This window comes from Streptomyces sp. NPDC006372, assembly GCF_040612515.1.
GTDB lineage: Bacteria > Actinomycetota > Actinomycetes > Streptomycetales > Streptomycetaceae > Streptomyces.
Window position 1 is genome coordinate 32,465 of record NZ_JBEXQJ010000031.1, and the last position, 20,550, is coordinate 53,014.

At 70.0% G+C, this 20,550-nt stretch carries 16 protein-coding genes; 11 read left to right on the forward strand and 5 right to left on the reverse strand.

The features are described 5' to 3' along the window. Positions 1–60 precede the first annotated feature (60 nt). The 4 genes from ABZ016_RS33040 (at position 61) to ABZ016_RS33055 (ending at position 6,440) form a co-directional block, all read left to right on the forward strand. On the forward strand, positions 61–1,731 hold the full coding sequence (locus tag ABZ016_RS33040; protein ID WP_356920377.1) for a fumarate hydratase: 1,671 nt from the start codon (positions 61–63) through the stop codon (positions 1,729–1,731). A gap of 77 nt (positions 1,732–1,808) precedes the next feature. Continuing rightward, complete coding sequence (locus tag ABZ016_RS33045) at positions 1,809–3,212, forward strand: class II fumarate hydratase (RefSeq protein WP_356920378.1); 1,404 nt, start codon at positions 1,809–1,811, stop codon at positions 3,210–3,212. Between the two features lie 83 nt (positions 3,213–3,295). Next, complete coding sequence (locus tag ABZ016_RS33050) at positions 3,296–3,988, forward strand: DUF402 domain-containing protein (protein WP_356920379.1); 693 nt, start codon at positions 3,296–3,298, stop codon at positions 3,986–3,988. A gap of 310 nt (positions 3,989–4,298) precedes the next feature. Then, positions 4,299–6,440 carry a SpoIIE family protein phosphatase gene (locus tag ABZ016_RS33055; RefSeq protein ID WP_356920380.1) on the forward strand — a complete coding sequence of 714 codons (2,142 nt, stop codon included), beginning with the start codon at positions 4,299–4,301 and terminating at the stop codon, positions 6,438–6,440. A gap of 136 nt (positions 6,441–6,576) precedes the next feature. Here the strand turns inward: ABZ016_RS33055 and ABZ016_RS33060 are convergent, their stop codons facing one another. Continuing rightward, positions 6,577–8,865 carry a transglycosylase domain-containing protein gene (locus ABZ016_RS33060; RefSeq protein ID WP_356920381.1) on the reverse strand — a complete coding sequence of 763 codons (2,289 nt, stop codon included), beginning with the start codon at positions 8,863–8,865 and terminating at the stop codon, positions 6,577–6,579. A 262-nt stretch (positions 8,866–9,127) separates the two neighbouring features. On the opposite strand from ABZ016_RS33060, the gene ABZ016_RS33065 reads away from it, so the two are divergent. From ABZ016_RS33065 to ABZ016_RS33085, 5 genes are all read left to right on the forward strand, one after another. After that, a complete protein-coding gene (locus ABZ016_RS33065; protein ID WP_356920382.1) occupies positions 9,128–10,063 on the forward strand; it encodes an SPFH domain-containing protein in 936 nt (311 codons plus the stop codon). Further along, on the forward strand, positions 10,060–10,320 hold the full coding sequence (locus ABZ016_RS33070; protein WP_356920383.1) for a hypothetical protein: 261 nt from the start codon (positions 10,060–10,062) through the stop codon (positions 10,318–10,320). The genes ABZ016_RS33065 and ABZ016_RS33070 overlap by 4 nt, the downstream gene beginning before the upstream one ends. 138 nt (positions 10,321–10,458) lie before the next feature. Further along, complete coding sequence (locus ABZ016_RS33075) at positions 10,459–10,983, forward strand: PadR family transcriptional regulator (RefSeq protein WP_356920384.1); 525 nt, start codon at positions 10,459–10,461, stop codon at positions 10,981–10,983. After that, complete coding sequence (locus ABZ016_RS33080) at positions 10,980–11,669, forward strand: ABC transporter ATP-binding protein (RefSeq protein WP_356920385.1); 690 nt, start codon at positions 10,980–10,982, stop codon at positions 11,667–11,669. Before ABZ016_RS33075 ends, ABZ016_RS33080 begins: the two co-directional genes overlap by 4 nt. Then, on the forward strand, positions 11,666–13,993 hold the full coding sequence (locus ABZ016_RS33085; RefSeq protein WP_356920386.1) for an FtsX-like permease family protein: 2,328 nt from the start codon (positions 11,666–11,668) through the stop codon (positions 13,991–13,993). The genes ABZ016_RS33080 and ABZ016_RS33085 overlap by 4 nt, the downstream gene beginning before the upstream one ends. Before the next feature lie 227 nt (positions 13,994–14,220). Here the strand turns inward: ABZ016_RS33085 and ABZ016_RS33090 are convergent, their stop codons facing one another. Beyond that, entirely contained in the window at positions 14,221–15,171 is a 951-nt protein-coding gene (locus ABZ016_RS33090) for a LysR substrate-binding domain-containing protein (protein ID WP_356920387.1), read from the reverse strand. Positions 15,172–15,304: 133 nt separating this feature from the next. Between ABZ016_RS33090 and ABZ016_RS33095 the strand changes: the two genes are divergently transcribed. Next, positions 15,305–15,859, forward strand: coding sequence for a peroxiredoxin (locus ABZ016_RS33095; protein WP_356920388.1), 555 nt, complete (start codon positions 15,305–15,307; stop codon positions 15,857–15,859). 6 nt (positions 15,860–15,865) lie between these two features. Continuing rightward, positions 15,866–16,399 (forward strand): alkyl hydroperoxide reductase, encoded by a 534-nt coding sequence (locus tag ABZ016_RS33100; RefSeq protein WP_356920389.1) that lies wholly within the window; start codon positions 15,866–15,868, stop codon positions 16,397–16,399. A gap of 79 nt (positions 16,400–16,478) precedes the next feature. Here the strand turns inward: ABZ016_RS33100 and ABZ016_RS33105 are convergent, their stop codons facing one another. From ABZ016_RS33105 to ABZ016_RS33115, 3 genes are all read right to left on the reverse strand, one after another. Continuing rightward, positions 16,479–17,792, reverse strand: a complete 1,314-nt coding sequence (locus ABZ016_RS33105) for an AI-2E family transporter (RefSeq protein ID WP_356920390.1) — start codon at positions 17,790–17,792, stop codon at positions 16,479–16,481. Positions 17,793–17,928: 136 nt separating this feature from the next. Then, complete coding sequence (locus ABZ016_RS33110) at positions 17,929–18,627, reverse strand: transglycosylase SLT domain-containing protein (protein ID WP_356920391.1); 699 nt, start codon at positions 18,625–18,627, stop codon at positions 17,929–17,931. Positions 18,628–19,046: 419 nt separating this feature from the next. Then, a complete protein-coding gene (locus ABZ016_RS33115) occupies positions 19,047–20,372 on the reverse strand; it encodes a PhoH family protein (RefSeq protein WP_356920392.1) in 1,326 nt (441 codons plus the stop codon). Positions 20,373–20,550 lie beyond the last annotated feature (178 nt).

Sequence of the window (20,550 nt, forward strand, 5' to 3'; positions counted from 1 at the left end):
TCTGGTGGGCGCTCGCCGGTAGAGGCGGGCCGCCGTCTGTCGAGTGAGGAATGGGCGAAGATGCCTGAGTTCGCGTACACCGATCTGCTCCCCCAGGGAGAGGACACCACGCCCTACCGGCTGGTGACCTCCGAGGGTGTCTCCACGGTCGAGGGGCCGGACGGGCGGACCTTCCTGAAGGTGGAGCCGGAGGCGCTGCGCAAGCTCGCCGAGGAGGCCGTCCACGACATCCAGCACTACCTGCGGCCCGCGCACCTGGCCCAGCTGCGGCGCATCATCGACGACCCCGAGGCGTCCGGCAACGACAAGTTCGTCGCGCTGGACCTGCTGAAGAACGCGAACATCGCGGCCGCCGGTGTGCTGCCCATGTGCCAGGACACGGGCACGGCGATCGTGATGGGCAAGCGCGGGCAGAACGTGCTGACGGCCGGCCGCGACGAGGAGGCGCTCAGCCGCGGCATCTACGACGCGTACCAGAACCTCAACCTGCGCTACTCGCAGATGGCCCCGCTCACCATGTGGGAGGAGAAGAACACCGGCTCCAACCTCCCGGCGCAGATCGAGCTGTACGCGACCGACGGCGGCGCCTACAAGTTCCTGTTCATGGCGAAGGGCGGCGGCTCGGCCAACAAGTCGTTCCTGTACCAGGAGACGAAGGCCGTTCTGAACGAGGCCTCCATGATGAAGTTCCTGGAGGAGAAGATCCGCTCGCTGGGTACGGCGGCCTGCCCGCCGTACCACCTGGCGATCGTGGTCGGCGGCACGAGCGCCGAGTACGCCCTGAAGACCGCCAAGTACGCCTCGGCGCACTACCTGGACGAGATCCCCGCCGAGGGCTCCGAGCTCGGGCACGGCTTCCGGGACGAGGAGCTGGAGCAGAAGGTCTTCGAGCTGACGCAGAAGATCGGCATCGGGGCGCAGTTCGGCGGCAAGTACTTCTGCCACGACGTGCGCGTGGTGCGCCTGCCGCGGCACGGCGCGTCCTGCCCGGTCGCCATCGCGGTCTCCTGCTCCGCAGACCGTCAGGCCGTCGCGAAGATCACCGCCGAGGGCGTCTTCCTGGAGCAGCTGGAGACGGACCCGGCGCGGTTCCTGCCGGAGACCACCGACGAGCAGCTCGACGAGAGCGGTGACGTCGTGAAGATCGACCTGAACCAGCCGATGGAGACGATCCTCGCGGAGCTCACCAAGTACCCGGTGAAGACCCGGCTGTCCCTCACCGGCCCGCTGGTCGTGGCCCGTGACATCGCGCACGCCAAGATCAAGGAGCGGCTGGACGCGGGCGAGGAGATGCCGCAGTACCTGAAGGACCACCCGGTGTACTACGCGGGTCCCGCGAAGACCCCCGAGGGCTACGCGTCGGGCTCCTTCGGTCCGACGACGGCCGGCCGGATGGACTCCTACGTGGAGCAGTTCCAGGCGGCCGGCGGCTCCAAGGTGATGCTGGCCAAGGGCAACCGCAGCAAGCAGGTCACCGACGCGTGCGGCACCCACGGCGGCTTCTACCTCGGCTCCATCGGCGGCCCGGCCGCCCGGCTCGCCCAGGACTGCATCAAGAAGGTCGAGGTCGTCGAGTACGAGGAGCTCGGCATGGAGGCCGTCTGGAAGATCGAGGTCGAGGACTTCCCGGCGTTCATCGTCGTCGACGACAAGGGCAACGACTTCTTCCAGGACCCGGCGCCGGCCCCGACGTTCACGTCCATTCCGGTACGCGGCCCCGGACTCGCCTGAGAACGGCGGTGACGATTCGCCTCCACGGGGAACAGTGGTCGCGGCGCGGACGCTGTGACACGTGGAGGTGATCGTCGATGAGCGACGAGCAGGACAGGACCGAGTACCGCACCGAGCACGACTCCATGGGCGAGGTACGGGTGCCGACCCACGCCAAGTGGCGGGCCCAGACCCAGCGGGCGGTGGAGAACTTCCCCGTCTCCGGGCAGCGCATCGAGCGCGCGCACATCGAGGCGCTGGCCCGGATCAAGGGAGCGGCTGCCAAGGTCAACGCCGAGCTGGGGGTCCTGGACAAGGACGTCGCCGGGGCGATCCAGGAGGCGGCCGAGGAGGTCGTCGAAGGCAAGTGGGACGAGCACTTCCCGGTGGACGTGTTCCAGACGGGGTCGGGGACGTCGTCCAACATGAACACCAACGAGGTCCTCGCCACGCTCGCGAGCGAGCGGCTGGGCAAGGGCGTGCACCCCAACGACCATGTGAACGCGTCCCAGTCCTCCAACGACGTGTTCCCCTCCTCCATCCACATCGCCGCCACCGCCGCCGTCACCCGCGATCTGATCCCCGCCCTGGACCATCTCGCCGCCTCCCTGGAGCGCAAGGCCGAGGAGTTCTCCGACGTCGTGAAGTCGGGGCGGACCCACCTGATGGACGCCACCCCCGTGACGCTGGGCCAGGAGTTCGGCGGGTACGCCGCTCAGGTGCGGTACGGGATCGAGCGCCTTGAGGCCTCCCTGCCCCGGCTCGCCGAGCTGCCCCTCGGCGGTACGGCCGTCGGCACCGGCATCAACACCCCGCCCGGTTTCTCCGCCGCCGTGATCGAGGAGGTCGCCCGTACCACCGGTCTGCCGCTCACCGAGGCCCGTGACCACTTCGAGGCGCAGGGCGCCCGGGACGGCATCGTGGAGACCAGCGGGCAGCTGCGGACCATCGCGGTCGGGCTGACGAAGATCGCCAACGACCTGCGGTGGATGTCCTCCGGGCCGCGCACCGGCCTCGCCGAGATCGCCCTGCCCGACCTCCAGCCCGGCTCCTCGATCATGCCGGGCAAGGTGAACCCGGTCATCCCCGAGGCCGTGCTGATGGTCGCCGCCCAGGTCGTGGGCAACGACGCGACCGTCGCCACCGCCGGCGCCGCCGGCAACTTCGAGCTCAACGTCATGCTGCCCGTCATCGCGAAGAACGTGCTGGAGTCGGTCCGGCTGCTCGCGAACGTGTCGCGGCTGCTCGCCGACCGGACCGTCGACGGCATCACCGCCGACCGCGAACGGGCCCGGGAGTACGCCGAGTCCTCCCCCTCCGTCGTCACCCCGCTCAACAAGTACATCGGGTACGAGGAGGCCGCGAAGGTCGCCAAGAAGGCCCTGGCCGAACGGAAGACCATCCGTCAGGTCGTCCTGGACAGCGGGTACGTGGAGCGCGGCGACCTGACCATGGAGCAGCTCGACGAGGCGCTGGATGTCCTGCGGATGACACGTCCGTGACATTTCCTGGAGCAGGCGCGCCCGGCGCGTGAACCATGACACGCGCCGCAGCGTCGTATGCCTGTGGCACCTAATATCTGTGCATGGCAGACGGCGGAGCGGTGAGACGCGTGGAAACGGGTGGTGCGGCTGGCTTCTGGGCGCCCGGGAGCCGGATCCTGTGGCGGTACCGGGAGAACGGCGGCGCGCGTTTCCACATCGCGCGTCCCGTCACCGTCGTACGGGACGACGCGGAGCTGCTCGCCGTGTGGCTGGCGCCCGGCACCGAATGCGTGAAGCCCGTGCTCGCCGACGGCACCCCCGTGCACCAGGAGCCGCTGGAGTCGCGCTACACCAAGCCCCGGACCGTGCAGCGCGACCGCTGGTTCGGCACCGGTGTCCTGAAGCTCGCCCGGCCCGGCGAGCCCTGGTCCGTGTGGCTGTTCTGGGAGCCCGGCTGGCTCTTCAAGAACTGGTACGTGAACCTGGAGGAGCCGATGACCCGCTGGGAGGGCGGCGTGGACTCCGTCGACCACTTCCTGGACATCTCCGTCCACCCGGACCGCAGTTGGCACTGGCGCGACGAGGACGAGTTCGCCCAGGCCCTGCGGGACGGACTGATGGACGACCGGCAGGCCGAGAAGGTGCGGGCGGCGGGGCGGGCCGCGGTCGAGGTGATCCGCGCCTGGGGGCCGCCGTTCTCGGAAGGATGGCAGCACTGGCGCCCGGATCCGTCCTGGACGGTACCGTCACTTCCGGAGGACTGGGACCGCACGTCCGCGCATGTGTCCTCATGAGACCCTTGATGCGCCCCCGGGCAAGAAACGTAGGATCGTCCTCCGCAAGGGCGCGCGGCAACAACTACCAGAGCACGCGCTGGGCTTGACCGATCGTCACCGAGGGGCGGCAGGACGTGAGCGAGGGGTACGAGGGCAACACCGGCAGGGCCTGCGCCACGGGCCCTGGGAGCCCTGAGGACCGCAGACGGTCCGCCGGTGGCACAGGAACAACCTCTGACCACGCGGAAATTCCGTTCCTGGGGCACGTATTCCGGGTATCGGAATCTCGGCGGGACCACCTGCACCTCTGGCGTGCAGCCCCGGACGGATGGATTCGACACGCGTGACGGAGCAGCCGACCTCCTTCGAACGCCCGCAGCCGGGCGTCGACCCCGCGGACCCCCGCGGGGTGCTCGCGCATACCTCTACACCGGTTCGCGCGCCCGGCACGGGCGCCTTACCCGTACAGGGCCGCCCAGGCGGCGACGCCAGCGTTCCGGTCTCGACGCACACTTCACCGGGTACGTCGCAGCCGGGCACCTCCACGCCGTTCGGCAAGGGCAAGGACACCGTGAGCGACCCCGCCTCCGAGCACTCCCAGCCGGGTGCCGAGCAGACCGCCGAGCGCGACACCCCGCGGCCGCGGCCCTCCCCCGAAGGCATTCCGGTCCAGCCGGCCGACGAGCAGGACCGGCCGGGGCCGAATCCGGAGGGGCAGGAGCGCCGCACCGGCCAGACCCTGCCGCCCGGCCGGCCCACGCCGATGCGACGGGACGGGGACCGGCTCAGGTTCGTCGGTGCCGCCACCCGGCGGATCGCCCGCGGCATCGACCTCGACGAGATCGTGATGGGGCTGTGCCGGGCCACCGTGCCCACGTTCTCCGACGCGATCCTGGTCTATCTGCGCGACCCGCTGCCGGTCGGCGACGAGCGGCCCACGGGCCCGCTGGTGCTGCGGCTGCGGCGCACCGACCGGATACCGGCGGAGCGCGACACCGAGAACGGCTTCCTGCCGGCCGCGCAGCCCGAGCCCAACGAACTGGACACGGTCGGCGCCGAGCTGTGCGAGGTGCGGCCCGGCAGCGCGCTCGCCGAGGTGCTGCGGGGCGTGCGCCCGGTGTTCACCGACGCCCCCGCGGCGCGTGCCGCGCTGCCCGAGCTGCTCGGTGACGACGGCGAGTTGGCCGTGCCGGAGGGACAGCGCGCGATCCTCGCGCCGCTGCGCGGCCGGCGCCGGGTCATCGGTGCCGCCCTGTTCCTGCGCCGCCCCGAACGTCTCGCCTTCGAACCGGACGACCTGCTGGTGGCCGCGCAGCTCGCCACGCACAGCGCGCTCGGCATCGACAAGGCCGTGCTGTACGGCCGCGAGGCCTACATCGCGGACGAGCTGCAGCGCACCATGCTGCCCGAGACGCTGCCCCGCCCCACCGGCGTACGGCTCGCCTCCCGCTACCTCCCGGCCGCGGAGACGGCCCGCGTCGGCGGCGACTGGTACGACGCCATCCCGCTGCCCGGCAGCCGGGTCGCCCTGGTCGTGGGTGACGTCATGGGTCATTCCATGACGTCCGCCGCCATCATGGGCCAGTTGCGCACCACGGCCCAGACGCTCGCCGGGCTCGACCTGCCGCCGCAGGAGGTGCTGCACCACCTCGACGAACAGGCCCAGCGCCTCGGCGTGGACCGCATGGCCACCTGCCTGTACGCCGTCTACGACCCGGTATCGCACCGGATCACCATCGCCAACGCCGGTCATCCGCCGCCCGTCCTGCTCCACCTGGGCGGCCGGGCCGAGGTGCTGCGGGTGCCGGCCGGGGCCCCCATCGGGGTCGGCGGTGTCGACTTCGAGGCGGTGGAGCTGGACGCGCCCGCCGGGGCGACGCTGCTGCTCTACACCGACGGTCTGGTCGAGTCCCGCCTCAGGGACGTGTGGACCGGCATCGAGCAGCTGCGGGAGAAGCTCGCCGCGGTCGCGCAGCTCACCGGGCCGGACCATCCGCCGCCGCTGGAAGCGCTGTGCGACGAGGTGCTCGACATGCTCGGCCCGGGCGACCGGGACGACGACATCGCGCTGCTCGCCGCCCGCTTCGACGGGATCGCGCCGAGCGACGTGGCCTACTGGTTCCTGGAGCCGGAGGACGCCGCCCCCGGCCGGGCCCGCCGCCTGGCCCGGCGCGCGTTGCAGCGCTGGGGCCTGGAGGAGCTCAGTGATTCCGTCGAGCTGCTGGTCAGCGAGGTCGTGACCAACGCGGTGCGGTACGCGTCCCGGCCGGTCACGGTACGGCTGCTGCGCACGGACGTCCTGCGCTGTGAAGTGGGCGACGACGTCCCCCAGTTGCCGCGGCTGCGGCAGGCCCGTGCCACCGACGAGGGCGGACGCGGGCTGTACCTGGTGAACCGTCTGGCCCGGCGCTGGGGCGCGACGCGGCTCAGCACGGGCAAGGTGGTGTGGTTCGAACTGAACCGGAGCTGACCGTCCCGGACGCGTGACGGCAACCGGCATCGAGCCAGAAGGTGTCGGATCCGTTGGTGACCTTGATTGCGTGATCTGGTTGAGGGACCACAGCACAAGGGCGCCCGGTCTCGACCGGGCGCCCTTCGAGTGTCTTCTATCCTTCGTCGCCCCGCCTGATCGGGTCGAACGGGTCTCCGGTCGGCGGTGTCGTGCCCGGGCTCGTCGGCGGGGTGACGGTGGACGGCGTCGTCGACGGGGTCGTCGGCGGGGTGGTGGTCGGCTCCTCCGTCGTCGGCGGCGGGGACGACGACGACGGCTCCTCGGTCGTCGGCGCCTGCGTGGGCTCCTTGGTCGGCTCCTGCGTGGGCGTCGGCGTGAACGTCGGCTGGACGGCCGCGCCCTGCTGGGTCTCCAGATCGAACTTGGTGACGTCGCCCATCACACCGAAGGTGTAGCCCGCCCAGACCTGCGCCGGGAAGCCGCCGCCGTTGACCCGGTCCTCGCCGCCCGCCTTGTACATCGGCATGTGCTTGTACGGGGGCTTGGTGTCCTCGCCGAACAGACCGACCGAGGTGACCAGGTTCGGCGTGTAGCCGGTGAACCAGGCCGACTTGTTGTTGTCGGACGTACCCGTCTTGCCCGCGACCTGCTGGCCGTCGCGCCCCGGGTTGTTCCGTACGGACGTCTGGGCGGTGCCGTCGTCGACCACGCCGGTCAGCACCGAGGTCACCGAGTCGGCGGCCTCGCGGCTGATGACCTGGTCGCCGACCGGGTCGGGCATGGGCACCTTGTGGTTCAGGTGCTCCGCCGACTTCACTACGGCCGGGGTGACCTTCTTGCCGTGGTTGTCGAGGGTCGCGTAGACGCCGGCCATCTGCAGCGGACTGGCGCCCATGCTGCCCAGGGTCTGGGCGGGCACGGCCTCCATGTTCTCGGTGTCCATGCCGAGCTTGCCGGCGACCTTCACCACCTCGGACATGCCGACGTCGACGCCCATCTGCGCGAAGACGGAGTTGACGGACTTGTTCATCGCCGTCTGGACGGAGATCGGGCCGTAGTTCCTGTCGTCCTCGTTCTCGGGGGCGAAACCGACCTTGCTGCCGTCCTCCACGACCTGGCGCTTGCTCGTGCCGTCGTAGATCGTGCCCGCGTTGATCGGCTTGCCGTCCTGCGTCTTCGCCTGCTCCTCCAGGGCGGCGGCCAGGATGACCGGCTTGAAGGTGGAGGCGGGCTGGTAGTCGGTGCGGGTGGCGTTGTTGGTGTAGTGCTTGAAGTAGTCCTCGCCGCCGTACATCGCGACCACGGCGCCCGTCTTCGGGTTCACGGAAGCGGCTCCGGCCTGGACGTACGCGTCGACCTTGCGCTTGTCGGGGTCGAGCTTGCTGGTCAGCTGCTGCTTGACGGACTTCTCCAGCGCCGCCTGCTTCTTCTTGTCGATGTTGAGCGTGATGGTCCAGCCGCCGGCGCTCACCATCGCCTCGGCTTCCTTGCGGTCGCTCGCGGTGCCGTCGGCGACGAGCTGCTTCTTCAGTGCCGCGTTGGCCTCGTTGACCAGATAGCCCTTCTGGCCCTGCATGCCGGGGGCGGGCTTGGGCTCCTTCGGCACCGGGAACTTCATGTCGGCGCGCTCGGACCGGCTGAGCCAGCCCTCCTCGACCATGTTGTTCAGGACGTAGTTCCAGCGCGCCTTGACCAGTTTCCTGCCGCCCTCCGACGCGACCGCCCAGTCGTACTGGCTGGGAGCCTGGAGCAGCGCGGCGAGGTAGGCGCCCTGCGCGACCGTGAGCTTCTCGGCGTCGGTTTGGTAGTAGGCCTGGGCGGCGGCCTGGATGCCGTAGGCGTTGCGGCCGTAGTAGCTGGTGTTGATGTAGCCGGCGAGGATGTAGTCCTTGGACTTCTCCCGGTCCAGCTTCAGCGAGATGACCAGTTCCTTCAGCTTGCGCGAGACGGTCTGTTCCTGGGACAGGTAGTAGTTCTTGACGTACTGCTGGGTGATCGTGGAACCACCCTGCGAGCCACGCCCGGCGAGCGTGTTGAACAGGCCGCGGGCGGTGCCCTTCAGGTCGACGCCGGCGTCCTTGTAGAAGGTCTTGTTCTCGGCCGCGACGAAGGTGCGCCGCACGTCCTTGGGGACCCTGGACAGATCGACGACCTCGCGGTTGACCTTGCCGTCGCGGGCCATGATCGAGCCGTCGCTGTACTTGTAGATGTTGCTCTGCCGCTTGGCGTCGGCGTTCCCCTCGGGGATGTCGATCACCATGTACAGCACGATGAAGGCACCCATGCCGAGCAGGCAGAGGCCGAAGAAGGTGCCGAGGATCTTCTTCCAGGTGAAGAGCCTGCGTATGCCGCTCTTCCCGGCCGCGGCCGACGAACGGTGGCTCTTGGGTGCCGCCCGGCGCCCACCGCGCTGTCGGGCGCGTCTTTCTTCCGCTCGTCCCATGGGTCCGATCCGCTCCGCTTCGTTCATGTGTGCTCACAGGTCACACAGGTTCGCCGCTCAGGTCAGCTCAGAAAGCTAACACCGGGAGATAAGAGATAGGGCTGCTGATCCAGCCCTTTGCGGACGTGACAATCAGCACCCATCCCCACCGGAACCGACGTTCCAGACACCCGCAGGGTTGCCAGAACCCGGAAAAGTGATATCACTTAGATAGAAGGAAGCTAAGCAGAAGCGGCTTCCCAGGAGGAACGGGGGATCACCCATGTCCACATCGGAACCGCAGGTCACGGCCGACGTGCCGGAGATGCCGGCACCCCGGGTGCGGGAGTTCACCGCGCACAGCATCGGCGGCGGGCTCGCTCTGCTCCTCGGCCTGCTCGGGCTGCTGGCCGGTGCCGGGCTGATCGCGACCGCCACCTCGGTGGACGGGGCCGGGGCGAGGGCCGCGCTGATCGTCACCGGCATCCTGGTCGCGCTCGCGGCCTTCCTGGCCATGTGCGGACTGAACATGGTGGCGCCCGGCGAGGCCCGGGTGGTCCAGCTCTTCGGCCGCTACCGGGGGACGATCCGGCAGGACGGCCTGCGCTGGGTGAACCCCCTCACCTCGCGCACGAAGATCTCGACGCGCGTCCGCAACCACGAGACCGCCGTCCTGAAGGTCAACGACGCCTACGGCAACCCCATCGAACTGGCCGCGGTCGTGGTGTGGCGGGTCGAGGACACCGCCCAGGCCGTCTTCGAGGTCGACGACTACGTGGAGTTCGTCTCCACCCAGACCGAGGCCGCCGTGCGGCACATCGCCATCGAGTACCCCTACGACGCCCACGAGGAGGACGGCCTCTCGCTGCGCGGCAACGCCGAGGAGATCACCGAGAAACTCGCCGTCGAACTGCACGCGCGCGTGGAGGCGGCCGGGGTGCAGATCATCGAGTCGCGCTTCACGCACCTCGCGTACGCCCCCGAGATCGCCTCCGCGATGCTCCAGCGGCAGCAGGCCGGAGCGGTCGTCGCGGCGCGGCGGCAGATCGTGGACGGAGCGGTGGGCATGGTCGAGGCCGCGATCGCCCGGATCACCGAGCGGGACATCGTGGAGCTGGACTCCGAGCGGAAGGCGACCATGGTCTCCAACCTCATGGTCGTGCTGTGCGGCGACCGCGCCGCGCAGCCGGTCCTCAACACCGGGTCGCTCTACCAGTGACGGTCCCTCCCGAAGGCCCGGGTCCGCGGCGCCGGCCGCAGCAGCAGCGCAAGCAGGTGCTGCTGCGGCTGGACCCGGCGGTGTACGAGGCGCTCGCACGGTGGGCCGGGGACGAGCTGCGGTCGGCCAACGCGCAGATCGAGTTCCTGCTGCGGAAGGCGCTGGCGGAGGCGGGGCGCCTGCCGCGCGAGACCGGGCCCATGCCCCGGCGCGGGCGGCCGCCCGGGGGTGACGACCCCGGCCCCCCGCCGGCCTGAACGACCTCGCCGCGAGCACCTCGCCCCCTGTTGCGGAACCGTGACAACACGCCCCGACCTGCACGCTCGTACCGCCGGCCATGATCTACACACCCCACGTATACATCCCGCGTATACACCCCGTGTACAGTCCTCAACATGTCCATCGGTCACACTCTCCTGGGACTCCTGGAGTCCGGCCCCCGGCACGGTTACGACCTCAAGCGGGCCTTCGACGAGAAGTTCGGTCACGACCGGCCGCTGCACTACGGCCAGGTCTACTCGACGATGTCCCGGCTGCTGAAGAACGGGCTCGTCGAGGTCGACGGCATCGAGGCGGGCGGCGGGCCCGAGCGCAAGCGGTACGCGATCACCGAGGCCGGCATCACCGACGTCGAGCGCTGGCTGGCGACGCCCGAGAAGCCCGAGCCGTACCTCCAGTCGATCCTCTACACCAAGGTCGTCCTCGCGCTGCTCACCCACCGCGACGCCGGCGACATCCTCGACACCCAGCGCTCCGAGCACCTGCGCAGCATGCGGATCCTCACCGACCGCAAGCGCAAGGGCGACCTCGCCGACCAGCTCATCTGCGACCACGCGCTGTTCCACCTGGAGGCGGACCTGCGCTGGCTGGAGCTGACCGCGGCCCGTCTGGACAAGCTCCGCGAGGCGGTGACCCGATGACCGTTCCCGCTGGTTCGCTGCTCGTCGCCCAGGATCTGCGCAAGACCTACGGGCCGACCACCGCGCTCGACGGCGCCGAGTTCTCCATCCACCCCGGCGAGGTCGTCGCCGTGATGGGCCCGTCCGGGTCGGGCAAGTCGACGCTGCTGCACTGTCTGGCCGGGATCGTGACGCCCGACTCGGGCTCGATCACGTACAACGGGCGCGAGGTGACCTCGATGAGCGACTCCGAGCGCAGTGCGCTGCGCCGCTCGGAGTTCGGCTTCGTGTTCCAGTTCGGGCAGCTCGTGCCGGAACTCACCTGCGTGGAGAACGTCGCGCTGCCGCTGCGGCTGAGCGGGTCGCCCCGCAAGGCGGCCGAGCGGGCCGCGCTGGCGTGGATGGAACGGCTGGAGGTCGACGACCTGCGCAAGAAGCGGCCCGGCGAGGTGTCCGGCGGCCAGGGGCAGCGGGTCGCCGTCGCCCGCGCGCTGGTCACCAACCCGCGCGTGCTGTTCGCCGACGAGCCGACCGGCGCGCTCGACTCGCTCAACGGCGAGCGCGTGATGGAACTGCTCACGGAAGCCGCCCGGTCCACCAACGCGGCCGTGGTGCTCGTGACTCACGAGGCCCGGGTGGCCGCGTACTCCGACCGCGAGATCGTCGTACGGGACGGCAGGTCGCGGGACATGGAGCGCGTCGTATGAGCGTCAGGCAGTGGAGCCGGGACCTGGCCATGGGGACCCGGTTCGCCTTCGCGGGCGGACGCGAGGGGTGGATCCGGGCGGTGCTGACGGCCGTCGGCGTCGGGCTCGGTGTGGCGCTGCTGCTGCTCACCACGGCCATCCCGAACGCGCTGGCGGAGCGGGACCGGCGCGAGGAGGCGCGCAGCGACCACACCTTCGGCCAGCAGGAGATACCCAAGGCCGACAACACCCTGCTCGTCGTGGACGCGGACACCACGTACCGGGACCAGGACGTCCGCGGGCGCCTGCTGGAGCCGGACGGACCCAAAGCTCCGCGGCCGCCGGGGGTCGCGGCGTTCCCGGCGGACGGCGAGATGGTCGTCTCCCCCGCACTCAAGGAGCTGCTCGCCTCCGACGACGGGAAACTGCTGCGGGAGCGGCTGCCCTACCGGATCTCGGGCACGATCGGCGAACAGGGTCTGGTCGGCTCTCAGGAACTCGCCTTCTTCGCCGGCGGCAAGGGGCTCCAGAAGAAGCTGGAGGGTCCCGCCAGCGGGGCCCGGATCGACAGCTTCGGCAACGACGACCTGGGGTCGTCCGACCCCTGGGACCCGGTGCTGCTCCTGCTGGTCCTGGTCGTCTTCGTGGTGCTGCTGATGCCGGTCGCCGTGTTCATCGCCGCGGCCGTACGGTTCGGCGGCGAGCGGCGCGACCGCAGGCTCGCGGCGCTGCGGCTGGTCGGCTCCGACAGCCGGATGACCCGCCGGATCGCCGCCGGCGAGGCGCTCGCCGGTTCCCTGCTGGGACTCGTCCTCGGCACCGGGTTCTTCCTGCTCGGACGGCAACTGGCGGCATCCGCCGAGGTGTTCCACGTCAGTGTGTTCCCGAGCTATCTGAACCCCTCTCCCCTGCTGGCCGCCCTGGTCGCCGTGGCGGTGCCGACGGCCGCGGTGCTGGTGACCCTGTTCGCCCTGCGCGGGGTGGTCATCGAGCCGCTCGGCGTGGTGCGCACGGCCAAGCCCGCGCGGCGCCGGCTGTGGTGGCGGCTGCTGCTGCCGCTGGGCGGGCTCGCGATGCTCTACCCGATGATCGGGCAGGGCCGCAACCAGGGGGACTTCAACCAGTACCTCGTCGTCGGCGGTGTCATGCTGCTGCTCGTCGGTGTGACGGCACTGCTGCCGTGGGTCGTGGAGACGGTGGTGGCCCGGCTGGGCTCGGGCAGCGTTGCCTGGCAACTGGCCGTGCGCAGGCTCCAGTTGAGCAGTGGCGCGGCGGCCCGCATGGTCAACGGCATCGCGGTGGCGGTGGCGGGGGCGATCGCGTTGCAGATGCTGTTCGCCGGGGTGGAGGGCGACTACACCACGTCGTCGCGGTACGACGTCTCGCGGGCCCAGATGAGCGTGAATGTGCCGGAGGGTGCCCGGACCGCGGCCACCATCGGGGAGTACCGCGACACCGAGGGCGTGCGCAAGGTCACCGCCCTGTCCGACGTCTATCTCGGCGACCGGCGCGGCGAGCCGGACTCCTTCGCCCAGATCACCGTGGCCGACTGCGCGTCGCTGCGCGAGGTGGCCACGCTCCCTTCCTGTCGCGACGGTGACGTCTTCGCGGTCAAGGGCTCGCAGTACGACAGCGAGGGCGACCACCTGTCCGAGCCCGGCACGACCCTGTGGGCCGACCGGGAGGACGGCGCCCGCTGGATCTCCTGGACCGTACCGAAGGACATCCGGCAGGCCCAGCCCCGCGAGGATCCCACCGGGTACGAGCGCGGCGGCATCCTGCTGACACCCGGCGCGGTGCCGGGGAACCTCAAGGCGCAACTCTCCACCGAGCTCTTCCTGAGCCTGGACCTCTCCAAGGCGGACGCCTACGACCACGTGCGCAACACGGCCGCGCGGCTCGACCCGACGTCCCAGCCCATGACCTGGAACAGCGTCGAGAGCAACGAGCGCTACGCCACCATCCGCACCGGCCTGTCCGTCGGAGCCGCCTGTGTGCTGGCACTGATCGGGGCAAGCCTGCTGGTCTCGCAGCTGGAGCAGTTGCGCGAACGCCGCAAGCTGCTGTCGTCCCTGATCGCCTTCGGCACCCGGCGCCGCACCCTCAGTCTGTCGGTGCTGTGGCAGACGGCGATCCCGATCGGTCTGGGGCTGCTGCTGGCGGCGACGGTGGGCATGGCCCTGGGGGCGGTCCTGCTGCGGATGACCAACATGGCGATCCGGGTGGACTGGCCGAGCGTGCTCTCGATGACCGGCATCGGCGCGGCAGTCGTCCTGGTGGTGACCCTGCTGAGCCTGCCGCCCCTGCTGAAGCTGATGCGCCCGGACGGCTTGCGCACGGAGTAGGACGCCCGGGCCCCGCCTGCGCCACGTCGTCCCAACCGGCCGGTGTCCCACGCGCCCGAGGCGGAGCCCACCTCCCCCCAACCGGACGATGTCGCCGGACCGACACAGGCGGAGCGCCCCGCAGCACCCAGCCGCCCGATGTCCGGACTGACGAAGCCGGAGGCCACGTCGCCCAGCCGCCGGCGTCCCGGCCGGTGAAGGCGGGAGACGCGCGGCCCCCGAGCCTGTCAGGTGTCCTGGTCGACGACCCGTACGGGCAGTGGTCGCAGGGCCTGGCGCAGGGCGGCTGCCAGTTCCTCGTACTCGGCGGCGCGCGCTGCCCCCGTCCGCATCGCCAGGGCGACCCGGCGGGTGGGGGCCGGGTCGGCGAAGTACCCGGTGAGGAGCTGGTTGCTGCGGGAGGTCTCGACCTTGAGGGCCGTGCGCGGCAGCAGCGTGACGCCGAGCCCGCCCGCGACGAGCTGCACCAGCGTGGACAGCCCGGCGGCGGTCGTGGTGACCGGGGCGTCCTCGCGGCCGGCCTCCCGGCAGATGTCGAGGGCCTGGTCGCGCAGGCAGTGCCCCTCGTCCAGAAGCAGCAGGTGCAGCTCGCGCAGCGCCTCGCGCGGGATGCCCTCGCGTCCGCCGAGTTCATGGTCCAGCGGCGTGACGAGCACGAAGTCCTCGTCGAACAGCGGCAGTTCGGCCACGCCCGGCACGCCGAGGGGCACGGCGAGCAGCAACAGGTCGAGCCGGCCGCTGCCGAGGCCGTCGACGAGGGAGGCGGTCTGCTCCTCGTGCACCTGGAGGTCGAGGTGCGGATACCGGTCGTGGACGAGCCGCAGGACCGTGGGCAGCAGATAGGGCGCCACCGTCGGGATGACCCCCAGCCGCAGCACGCCCGTGAACGGGGCGCGCACCGCCTCGGCCTCCTCCATGAGCGCGCCCACCTCCCCCAGCACCGCCTTGGCCCGTACGGCGATCCGCTCACCCTCGGGCGAGAGCAGCACCTTGCGCGTCGTACGCTCGAGGAGCGTCACTCCGAGTGTTTCCTCCAGCGCCGACACGGCGCCCGAGAGGGCAGGCTGGCTCATGCCGATCGCCCCGGCCGCGTCCCGGAAGTGAAGGTGCTCGGCCACGGCCGCGAAGGCCCGCAGCTGCGCGAGGCTGGGTTGCCTGCGCTTATTACCCACAGTCACTAATAACTACCTCCGATCAACTCGACCGAGTGTAGCTATTTCCGTAATCAATCGAGCCTGTGCCAACATCAATAACGTCCAACCCATGGGAAACACCTGCAATCCGGGTGTTTCTTCGCTGCAAGGAGAGTGTGTGCTCACCGTCGGTGACAAGTTCCCCGAGTTCGAACTGACCGCCTGCGTCTCGCTGGAGGCCGGCAAGGAGTTCGAGGAGATCAACCACAAGACCTACGAAGGCAAGTGGAAGGTGATCTTCGCCTGGCCCAAGGACTTCACCTTCGTGTGCCCCACCGAGATCGCCGCCTTCGGCAAGCTGAACGAGGAGTTCGCCGACCGCGACGCTCAGGTCCTGGGCTTCTCCGGCGACTCCGAGTTCGTCCACCACGCCTGGCGCAAGGACCACGACGACCTGCGCGACCTGCCGTTCCCGATGATGGCCGACTCCAAGCACCAGCTCATGCGCGACCTCGGCATCGAGGGCGAGGACGGCTTCGCCAAGCGCGCGGTGTTCATCGTGGACCAGAACAACGAGATCCAGTTCTCGATGGTGACCGCGGGTTCGGTCGGCCGTAACCCGAAGGAGGTCCTGCGGGTCCTGGACGCGCTCCAGACGGACGAGCTCTGCCCGTGCAACTGGTCGAAGGGCGACGAGACCCTCGACCCGGTCAAGCTGCTCTCCGGGGAGTGATCTGAGATGTCGCTGGATGCCCTGAAGTCCTCGATACCGGACTACGCCAAGGACCTGAAGCTCAACCTGGGCTCGGTCATCGGCAACTCGGACCTGCCGGCCCAGCAGCTGTGGGGCACGGTCCTGGCGACGGCGATCGCCTCCCGCTCCCCGATCGTGCTGCGCGAGCTGGAGCCCGAGGCGAAGGCGAACCTGTCGCCGGAGGCCTACACGGCGGCGAAGTCGGCGGCCGCGGTGATGGCGATGAACAACGTCTTCTACCGCACGCGCCACCTGCTGTCGGACCACGAGTACGGCAACCTGCGCGCGGGCCTGCGGATGAACGTCATCGGCAACCCGGGCGTCGACAAGGTCGACTTCGAGCTGTGGTCCTTCGCGGTCTCCGCGATCAACGGCTGCGGCATGTGCCTCGACTCCCACGAGCAGGTCCTCCGCAAGGCCGGCCTCGACCGCGAGGTCATCCAGGAGGCCTTCAAGATCGCCTCCGTGATCCAGGCGGTCGGCGTCACGCTGGACGCCGAGGCGGTCCTGTCGGAGTGACTCCGGCTCGCGGGCGCTGAACCTCAGGGCCCCGTCCACCGCATGGTGGACGGGGCCCTGTTCGTGCGTTCGGCGTCCGTTACTCCGCCGGAGCGTCCGAAACGGCCTGCGCGCTCACCGCCGTAGCCTCCCGCGGCTGCTGCCGCACCGCACGCCTCAGCGCCGACTCCCGTGAGTGCGCCCTCAGATATCCGGCGACCGTGTTCGTGACCGCCACCAACGGCACGGCGACCACCGCGCCCCCGATCCCGGCGGTCATCCCGCCCGCCGCGACCGACAACACCACCGCGAGCGGATGCACCCGCACCGCCCGCCCCAGGATGAACGGCTGCAGGATGTGCCCCTCGATCTGCTGCACCGCCAGCACCACCACGAGCGTCATGACCGCCGTGAACACCCCCTGGGTGACCAGCGCGACCACCACCGCCAGCGCCCCGGACACCACCGCGCCCACCAGCGGGACGAACGCGAACAGGAAGATGAACACCGCCAGCGGCACGGCCATCGGCACATCGAGGAAGTAGATGCCGAGACCGATGAAGATCGCGTCGATCAGGGCCACGATCACCGTGCCCCGCACATACGCCGTCAGCGTCCGCCAGGCCGCCGGCCCGGCCCCGGCCACTCCCGGCCGCGCCGCCGCCGGCACCAGCTTCAGCGTCCACTCCCAGATGCGCTTGCCGTCGTAGAGCAGGAACAGCGTGGAGAAGACCGCCAGCAGAATCCCCGTCAGCGCCTCGACGACGACCGTCACGCCCTCCAGCCCGGCCGAGGTGATCTGGTCGGTGTTCGCCCCGACGGCCTCCCGCAGGTTCTTGGCTATCTCGTTGATCTGCTTGTCCGTGACGTGGAACGGGCTGTTCAGCAGCCAGTTCCGCAACTCGTCGATGCCGTCCTGGATCTGGCCCGAGAGGTCGTCGATGTTCTCCATGACCTGCCAGGTCACGAACCAGCCGATCAGCCCCATGACGACGAACCCGAGGATCGCCGTCAGCGCCGTGGCCGGCCCGCGGGGCACTCCCAGTCGCCGCAGCCGTGTCACGGTCGGCTGGAGCAGCGCGGTGATGAGCAGGGCGCTCACGAACGCCAGCACCACCAGCTGGACGGCGCTGATGACCCGCATCAGCACCCACAGCGTGCCCGCCAGGACGAGCAGCCGCCAGCCCGCCTCCGCCGCGACCCGCACTCCCCACGGCACGGCCGAGGCGGGGTCGGGCCGGGCCGGAACGTCAGGCGCGTAGTCCGGGGGCGGCGGCACGTATTCGTCGGCTCCCGCCGGGGACTCGGAGGCGTCCCGTTCCCGTTCGGCCTCGGCGCGGCGCTCGTTCCACTGCTCGCTCATCTCGGTCAGTCCGGCACCGAGCCGGCCGAGCCACCCTGGCACACGCGACATGATCCGTCCTCTTCCCCCGTCTCTGCGCAGCACTCCCCCGGGAGCCGTCCGTCCCGACGGTACATGGCGCGAGCCCCGCACCGTCGAACGGTGCGGGGCTCGCGCGAAGAGCGGGTCGCGGCTCAGGGCCGCGGGCTCAGTACCAGCTGTTGGCCTGCCAGAACGACCAGGCGTCACACGGGCTGCCGTAGCGGTCGTTCATGTAGTTCAGGCCCCACTTGATCTGGGTGGCCGGGTTGGTCCGCCAGTCGGCGCCGACGGACGACATCTTGGATCCGGGCAGAGCCTGGAACATGCCGTAGGCCCCGGAGGAGGGGTTGACCGCCTTGTAGTTCCAGTCGGACTCGTGGTCCACGATGTTGCTGAAGCACTGGAACTGCCCCGAGGGCACGATCTGCCGCGCCATCGCCTGGATCTGGGCGATGCTGTAGGAGCTCGCGACGGGGATGTCGGAGATGTCCTTGGAACGGCTGGCGGCGTCCTTGGCCTCCGCGCGCTCCTTGGCCTCCTTGGCCGCCTTGGCTGCCTTCTCGGCGGCCTCCTTCTTGGCGATGGCCATGTCGGCGGCGGCCTTGCGGGCGGCCTCCTCGGCGTCCTTCTTGGCGCTCGCGTCCGCCGCGATGGCCTGTGCGTCGGCCTGCTGAGTCAGGGACGCGGTCTGCACCTGGGCATGCTGACCCGCGGGGATGTCCGCGAGCAGAGTGGTGCCGCTTGCCGTCGCTTCGGCGTCGTTGTTCTGCGCGGTGCTGCCCGAGGCAACGCCGACGACGCTTCCGACAGCGGTGACCGCCGTGGCCGAGGCCACTGCGAATCCCCGGACCGAGATCCGGCTCACACGGTTTCCTTCCAGCATCGCCCGCTTCGGTGACCCTCGCGGACGCAATCGTGCCCCTGGCACTGGCCTCCCCAACTGCGGGGTCACGGGAGGCGCGGGCCCGGTGGGCAACTCCCGCGAGGGGAGCGCCGCGTGATGCTCGGGCGGCATACGACATCGCTATGCAGTTGAAGCTGTGCTTTTTGTGGTGCCGTACCGCTGGGGGTACAGGTGTGTCGTATGCGGGGCCTGACAGGAGTGAGACTCTGCCGTAACACGACGGGGCAAGGCAATTCTGAGTTGCGTGTGAAAGCTCACATCCCGTTTGACGCGGGAAATTCACAGAAACCGCAAGACGCGAAGGCGCCGCCCGGCTAGGCTCTTCGCCTTTCCGGACGGCGCCAACTACTGCGTAACCACCCCTCCTTGGGGTGGAACGGTCAGATATGGCCGTCTTCGAGCATTTCGGTCACAAGAGCGGCGATCTGGGACCTCTCGGACCGGTTCAGGGTCACGTGCGCGAAGAGCGGATGGCCCTTCAGCTTCTCGACCACGGCGACGACACCGTCGTACCGGCCGACCCTGAGGTTGTCCCGCTGGGCCACGTCATGGGTGAGAACCACCCGCGAATTGGCGCCGATTCGGGACAGAACGGTGAGAAGTACGTTCCTCTCCAGCGACTGCGCCTCGTCGACGATGACGAACGCGTCGTGCAGCGAGCGGCCGCGGATGTGGGTGAGCGGCAGGACCTCCAGCATGCCGCGCGCGGTGACCTCCTCGATGACCTCCCGGCTGGTGACCGCCGACAGCGTGTCGAACACGGCCTGCGCCCAGGGGCTCATCTTCTCGGCCTCGGAGCCGGGCAGATAGCCGAGCTCCTGCCCGCCCACCGCGTACAGCGGACGGAAGACCATCACCTTCTGGTGCTGACGGCGCTCCAGCACCGCCTCCAGGCCCGCGCAGAGGGCCAGCGCCGACTTTCCGGTGCCGGCCCGGCCGCCCATGGACACGATGCCGACGCCCGGGTCGAGCAGCAGATCGAGCGCGATCCGCTGTTCGGCGCTGCGGCCCTTGATGCCGAACGCCTCACGGTCCCCGCGTACGACACGGATGCTGCCCTCGGGTGTGACCCGCCCGAGCGCCTTGCCGCGCTCCGACTGGATCGTCAGGCCCGTGTGCACCGGCAGGTCGGCGGCTTCGGGGACGTAGACGTGCCCTTCCTCGAAGAGGATGTCCACCTGCTCGCCGGGCAGGGTCAGTTCGGACATTCCGGTCCAGCCGGAGGAGTCCGTGATGGCGAGTTCCGCGCGGTACTCCTCGGCGAGGAGCCCGACGGAGGACGCCTTGATCCTGAGCGGGAGGTCCTTCGACACGACGGTGACGTCGAACCCCTCGGCCTGCAGATTGCGGGCGACCGCGAGGATGCGGGAGTCGTTGTCCCCCAGGCGGTAGCCGCTGGGCAGCACGCTGGGGTCCGAGTGGTTGAGCTCGACACGGACGGTCCCGCCGAGGTCCCCGGTCGGGATGGGGGCGTCGAGGCGGCCGTACCGCACCCGGAGGTCGTCGAGCAGGCGGAGGGCCTGCCGGGCGAAGTAGCCGAGTTCGGGATGGTGCCTTTTCGCCTCCAGCTCTGTGACCACGACGATGGGGAGCACGACCTCGTGCTCGTCGAAGCGGCTCAGGGCGCCTGGGTCGGCCAGCAGGACGCTGGTGTCGAGAACATAGGTGCGCCGGTCTGGCTTGTGGCGCTTTGCGCTGGTCACCACGGAAGGACGTACCCCCTCGGATGAGGTCGGGGAGCGACGGAGTGAAAGCTGGACCGGGAGGGGGTGGGAAAGATCCCGACCGGTCGTCGGCCGCCCTGCGCGGGCCGAGGACCGGCCCTCCGCCTCTTCATCCGTGCTGTGACCGCACGATCGGGCTGGTGCAAAGGGCCTCCCGGGC